Genomic DNA, 6,079 nt, shown 5'->3' with positions numbered 1-6,079 from the left:
CGGCGGCAGCAGCCTGGCCACCGCCCGGTCCTTGAATGCTTGTCCGTATCGAGCCAACTCGTTCTTCCATCCTCGCCCCCAGGTTCATCGTTCTATCGGGGCGACAACTATTCTGACGCAGGGGGAAGTGGAGTTCTTAGCTCATGACCACAAAGCTGGAAAGGAGCGAAGAAATGGTCGACAAGCAGGTACGGGGCAAATACACCCTGGAGTACAAACTGGAGGCGGTTCGGCAGGTCAAGGCCGGACAGTCAGGCGCGGTGGTGGCCAAGGTGTTGGGCATCCCGTCGTCGAGCGTGGCCAACTGGGTTCGCCTGGATGCCAAGGGGCAATTGGGCACCGTGGTGGCGAGCCTGAAGGCCCCGGTGGTCACGGCTGAACAGATGGAGCTTGCACGGTTGCGGGCCGAGGTGGCGCGTCTGAAGATGGAGCGCGACATCGCAAAAAAAGCCGCAGCGTACTTTGCGCAGGATGTGCTGCAAAGTACGCTTGGATCGGGCAAATGAGCGGCAAGGCCTGGCCTGTGAGCCTGATGTGTGAGGTGCTCGATGTCAGCGCCAGCGGGTACTTCAACTGGAGGCGCACGCAAGATGGGCCTGGCAGTGGCCCCAGTCGGTTTCAAAGCGATGAAGCCTTGCTGGCACACATGCGGGCCATCCACGCCCAGATCAAGGGCGAGTATGGTTGGCCGCGCATGCACAAGGAGCTTCTGGCCAGAGGCATCCGGGTGGGCAAGGAGCGTGTGCGCCTGTTGATGCAACGCCACGGCATCAAGGCCCGCACCAAGAGGAAGTTTGTCGTGACCACCGACAGCAAGCACCAGTTGCCGGTGGCACCTGATCTTGTGCAACGGCGCTTCAACCCCGAGATGCCCAACCTGGTGTGGAGTGGTGACATCACCCACACTCCCACCGATGAGGGCTGGCTGTACCTGGCTGCGGTGCTGGATCTGCACAGCCGCCAGGTGGTGGGTTGGAGCATGCAGCCACACATGCAGACCAGCCTGGTCAAGGATGCGCTGTTGATGGCCTGCTGGCGCAGGAGGCCAGCCAAGGGACTGATCTTCCACAGCGACCGAGGCAGCCAGTACTGCAGCCATGAGTTCCAGACCACGCTGAAGGCCTGGGGCATCGACTCATCGATGAGCCGCAAGGGTAACTGCTGGGATAACGCGCCCACGGAGAGCTTCTGGGGCCATCTGAAGGTGGCTTGCGTGCTGGGGCAAAGGTTTGCCACCCGAGAGCAGGCCAAGGCCACCATCCTGGACTGGCTGGCCTTCTACAATCACGCTCGTTTGCACTCGGCACTGGGTTACCTCAGTCCCATGCAGTACGAACAACGCTGGCTGGCGGCTCAGCGCAAGAACACCGCATGACACCCGGGCTAAGCACTCCGAAATTCAGGGGCAACCTCAGAGTTCCGATGCTTCTTCTGCTTCGGTTTGGTACTTCGATGGCGGAAGCGAAATCACAGTCCTTGACTTTCATGGCTCAGGGCTCCTCAACACAGCAGATCGGGTGCGACATAGGGCGTGGGCTTGAGCCGCTTGTCCGTGCGCAACTGCACCAGTTCACCACCATTGGTCAACACCCACAAGCTGCCGGTGGCATCATCGAAGTGAAGTCCCACGGCGGTGGCGTGCCTGATCGGGTACACCCCCTTGGTGACCTCCGTCTCCAGGTTGGCGATGCGCACGACGCTGCGAAACGGCAGGCCTGAGCCGTTGAGCTGTTGCTGAAACTCGGCCACCGCCACCCAGCGCGTGCCATCGCGGTCGTGGTGAACGGTCGCCACGCTCCGGGCCGTGCCCGACCCGGAGGCACAGAACCACCACCGCTGCGTCGGCTCGGCGTCGAGGTCCAGCTGGGCCAGCAAACCGTCACGCGACCACAGGTAGGGGCCGGCGGCGCCCCGGTCGTTTGATGCAGGAATGCCCGCATACGCCTGTGGCGCGGACTGAACCGACAAGGTCGACAGCGTCACCTTGAATGCACTGGCCTGCGGCCCATCCGTCTGGTTGATGAACAGCACGGCACCTTGCGCATCCATCCACAGGGCGTCGTGAGCCGCCGCCGGGTGCCGGCCTGTGTAGAAGGAAGGCAGCTTCACCCGCCGGCTGATCTTCCCCGCCAGCAGGTCCACTTCCACGAGGTCGAAGGCCAGGGTGGTCACATAGGCGCGCGTTTCGTCGGGTGCCACCAGCAGGCCGACCGGCTCGCCGCCCAGTGCCACGCGGTGCGCCACCTGCCCCTTGGCCAGGTCGATCACGGCCAGGCCGTCACGGAACATGCCTGGAACCACCGCCAGCCCCCGGCGGGGCGCCAGGGTCACCGACTTCGCGCCCGTCCAGTCGCACAGTTCGTCGAACTCCAGGAAGCAGTCACTGCGCTGGCGCACCGTCACCTTCGGCGCCGTCACTGTTTGCACGACGGTCTGCGATGCGGTGTCGAACACGGCCAGCAGGTTGTCCACCGGGTCGGTGATGTATAGCAACCGCCCGTCCGCTGACGCCGCCATGCCACTGGCAAAGCGGCTCACCTTGTGGGTGGTGCCCATCGCTTCCAAGGCGTCCACCGGCTCCGGCAACTGGTCCCGCTCGGTCTTCGCGCGTTGTGCGAGGGTGGCCTCAGCCTGCTCGGCGCGGGCCGCCTGGCGCTCGGCCTCCAGCAGTGCGCGGGCCTGCAACAGCTGCGGCTGGGGCACCCAGGTGAACACGGTCCACCACACCGCAGCCGCCCCGGCCAGCGCGCCACCCAGGCGCAAAACGGTCCGCGCACGGCCATCGGCCGCAGAAACCAGCGGCAGCACCAGCCCCAGGGCCAGCCCCGCCAGCACGCCGGCCACGTGCTGCACCTGATCGATGCCGGCAACGAACAGCCCCATCATCAGGTTGCCCCCGATGATCACCATCAGCGCCTTCTGCAGCTCCTCCCGCGCCTTCGGGTCTTGCGACCGGTCTCCGCGGATCTCGCTGGCCAGCAAACCACCACAGACCGCCATGATGGCCCCGGACGCACCCACACTCACCACCAGCTGGAACGACCGGATGAACGCCGTGCCATCGTCCGACAGCGCCCGCACCACCGACACCGCGCCCCAGGCCGCGCTCGTGGTGGTGGCCAACAGACCACCCAGGAAATAGATGCAGAACAGCCCCACGGTCCCGAACCGGGCCGTCACCAGCGGTGCCACCTGCAACAGCAGCAGCACATTCATGGCCAGATGCATCAGGCCCGCGTGCACGAACAGACTGGTGAACAGGCGCCAGGGCTCGTGCGTCAGCGAATGGACCGACAGGCTGCCCCCGCCCTCGAACAGGCTCTGCACACTGGGTTCCGACCAGGAAGCGCCCTGGAACAGCTGCACCACCCACACCAGCAGGTTGATGGCGACGATGCCGGACACCAGCGCATGCTGCCGCCAGAACCCCGGCAACGCATCGGGCGCGGTCGCATCGGAGGGCACCGACGCGGGCGTGGACACGGGTGGCTCCATGTCAGTTCTCCTCCGTCGACCGGGCCAGCAGCGACCGCATGGCGATCTCGACCAGGGGGTTGCCGAAGCCCGCCGCCACCCACAGATCGTTGTCCGGTGTGAGCTGCGTCTCGAACAACACGACCGCCTGAATGCCCTCCTCCCCAATGTCCAGCACCTTGCGGGTGGTCTCGGGCAAACCGGTGGCCACGGCCCTTGGCAGCTTGATCCGGGCCACGGCCTTGCAGCTATACAGCCGCTTGTTGCCCGTCGGCTGGCTGCGCATCGCCACCGGCAGGAAAGACTCGTCTGCGTCGGCGCTCACCAGCGGCGTCTGCGGAGCCGACAGCTGCTCGACAGCACTCAGTTCGATGCCATCCGGGCGCACGCTCCTGGCGCGAAAGCCGTTCAGCGCAGCCGCCGCCTCGGGCGAGGTCTTGCGCATGTCGTCCATGCCACCCAGGCGCGACGCCTGCTGCGGCTGCTGCCACTCCTGCATGCGCATGGCCAGCAGCTTGCGCGCATTCAGCTGCACCTCGCTGTCGGCACACCCCATCTCCTGCGGTGACTTGCCGCAACCGGCCAGCCCGCCCACCAACACCAGGGCAACTGCGCCCCAGAACCGTCTGTTCATTCCATCCTCCCTGTCATCACACACACAACGGCCCCGCGCGCCCTTCGGGCACACGGAACCCCCTCACAAACCCTTCGATGCATCCAGCGCTTCGCCCGCCCGGGCCTCGGCCTTGATCTGCTCGCGCGCCTGCGTCAGCGCCGCCGACACCAGCCCCACAGGCACCGCGATCAAGCCGAGCCCGATCACCAGGATGACAAACGTGAACAGCTTGCCCGCCACGGTGACCGGGTACACGTCCCCGTAGCCCACGGTGGTGAGCGCGCACAGCCCCCACCACTGGCCGTCGAACACCGAAGCAAACACCTCGGGCTGCGCGGCATGCTCGAACTGGTACATGCCCACACCCGCCAGGTACAGCAGGATCAGCGACATCGCGCCGAACAGCATCAGCTCCTCGCGCGCCAGGCTCAGGGCACGGTAGAAGCGCAGCGTGGCAGCGTTGTAACGCCCCAGCTTGAGCAGCCGGAACAGCCGCATCAGGCGCAGCGCCCGCAGCGACTCCGAACCGCTGCCCAGCACCAGCAAGGCCGGCACGATGCTCAGCAGGTCGATCAGCCCGAAGAAACTGAACGCATACCGGTGCCAGGGCCGCGTGAGCCACAGGCGCACCAGGTACTCGATGGAAAACACCGACAGCGAGAACCACTCGAAGTATTCCAGCGCCTGCTCCTGCCAGGGCCGGAGGTCGGGCAAGGTCTCCAGCGCCAGGGCCACCAGCGTGGCGATGATGAGCAGTTGCAGGGGCAGCTCGGCGCGGCCGAGGTGGACCGTACTGCGGTCTGCACGGCCCGCAGCGGGCCGATCGGGTTTGCCAGATCCAACGGCCATGTTCACCTCTCGATATGGAGCCAGCAAGAACCTATCGCGCCGAATGCGTGCGCAGCAGCACCGTGAGCATGGTGTCCATAACGGGTTGCTGATCGCCATCTCAACCTGCAGTTGCCGGCGCTCGCCGGCCGACGTTGCGTAGAAGATCGGAACGTCGATGAACGGACCGTCTGCGCTCAACAGCATCCGTCCGCCTTCCGATGACTGGAGATGGGCGTGCAACGCCGGTTCCAACCGGATGCGGGCATTGGCCGTACAGGCATGCAGGATGCCCTTGTCACGCAGCTCCCGGGACGTGGCGTCTGCCGCCTCCGAATCCGGCGACAGCAGCACCGCCATCTCGCCCATCGTCACGCCGCTGGTGTCGATATGGGCGGCTCGCATGCTGTTGAGCTGGGTTCGGGACGATTCCGGCATGGCCTGCCGGTAGGCCTCGGCCATGAACCCGGAATCCGACATGCCCGACAGATAGCTGCCCTTATCGGCGGGCGCTGAAGCATCCCGGATCTTCAACGCCACCAGCTTCTTCGCCAGCGCGATCACCTGCTCGTGTTCACAACCCTGCTGCTCGACGGGCACCTCGGGCGTGGGAACCGAAGCCGCCGGGGGGGGCGGCGGACGGTGTGCCGGGCTGGCAGCCACCCAGCAGGGCCAGTGCCATGCCAAGGGCCGTCATCTTGATGGACTGCTCCATGTTCTTCCCTGAAATATCTTTGATTTACCGACGTCCACCCGGTGGCGTGAGAACCATCGGGAACGTAGCCCGAAATTATTGCACGGCGCATCAGCGCAAAAGGATGACGGCCCGACACAAGGCCATGGCCAAAGGCCCGCAGCCCGAAGACCCCGTGCGCTGGCCGAACAGGTGTTTGGTCTTGCGCAATTCCATCAAGCCCGCAATCTCTTGCACCAATGCGGTCGGATCGTGCAAGGCCACGATGGCAGCACCCCCTTGGGGTCGGGCCTGCTGTACAGCCTTGAGCAAGGACTCTGCGTCGAACTGTCTGCCGTTGTACTGACCTGCTCCCCGAAATCCGTACCACGGCAAAGGAACAAAATCCGCGCAACGCAAAGGAAGCGCGATGCGCAAGAGCAGGTACACGGAAGAGCAGATCATTGGGTTCATCAAGCAGGCTGACG

5 protein-coding genes are annotated in these 6,079 nt (G+C 65.1%); 1 reads left to right on the top strand and 4 read right to left on the bottom strand.

Translation table 11 applies throughout. The features are described 5' to 3' along the window. The first annotated feature begins 173 nt into the window (after nucleotides 1–173). Nucleotides 174–1,375, top strand: a protein-coding gene (locus AC1ECW_RS16095; protein WP_481202281.1) for an IS3 family transposase whose coding sequence is annotated in 2 segments (ribosomal slippage) — nucleotides 174–441 and nucleotides 441–1,375 — 1,203 coding nt in all. Because the reading frame shifts where the segments join, the coding sequence is not laid out codon by codon here. A 125-nt stretch (nucleotides 1,376–1,500) separates the two neighbouring features. Here AC1ECW_RS16095 and AC1ECW_RS16090 read toward each other — a convergent pair. The 4 genes from AC1ECW_RS16090 to AC1ECW_RS16075 all read right to left on the bottom strand — a co-directional run. Further along, nucleotides 1,501–3,495: a rhomboid family intramembrane serine protease gene (locus AC1ECW_RS16090; RefSeq protein ID WP_481202280.1), complete on the bottom strand. Its 1,995-nt coding sequence runs from the start codon at nucleotides 3,493–3,495 to the stop codon at nucleotides 1,501–1,503. Nucleotide 3,496: 1 nt separating this feature from the next. After that, nucleotides 3,497–4,108: a hypothetical protein gene (locus AC1ECW_RS16085; RefSeq protein ID WP_481202279.1), complete on the bottom strand. Its 612-nt coding sequence runs from the start codon at nucleotides 4,106–4,108 to the stop codon at nucleotides 3,497–3,499. Between the two features lie 63 nt (nucleotides 4,109–4,171). After that, complete coding sequence (locus tag AC1ECW_RS16080; protein WP_481202278.1) at nucleotides 4,172–5,605, bottom strand: ion transporter; 1,434 nt, start codon at nucleotides 5,603–5,605, stop codon at nucleotides 4,172–4,174. A gap of 118 nt (nucleotides 5,606–5,723) precedes the next feature. Further along, a partial coding sequence (locus AC1ECW_RS16075) for a hypothetical protein (protein ID WP_481202277.1) occupies nucleotides 5,724–6,079 on the bottom strand: 356 nt, incomplete at its 5' end.

It is taken from the genome of Caldimonas hydrothermalis, from assembly GCF_056746695.1.
This window is presented reverse-complemented; position numbering and strand designations above follow the sequence as displayed.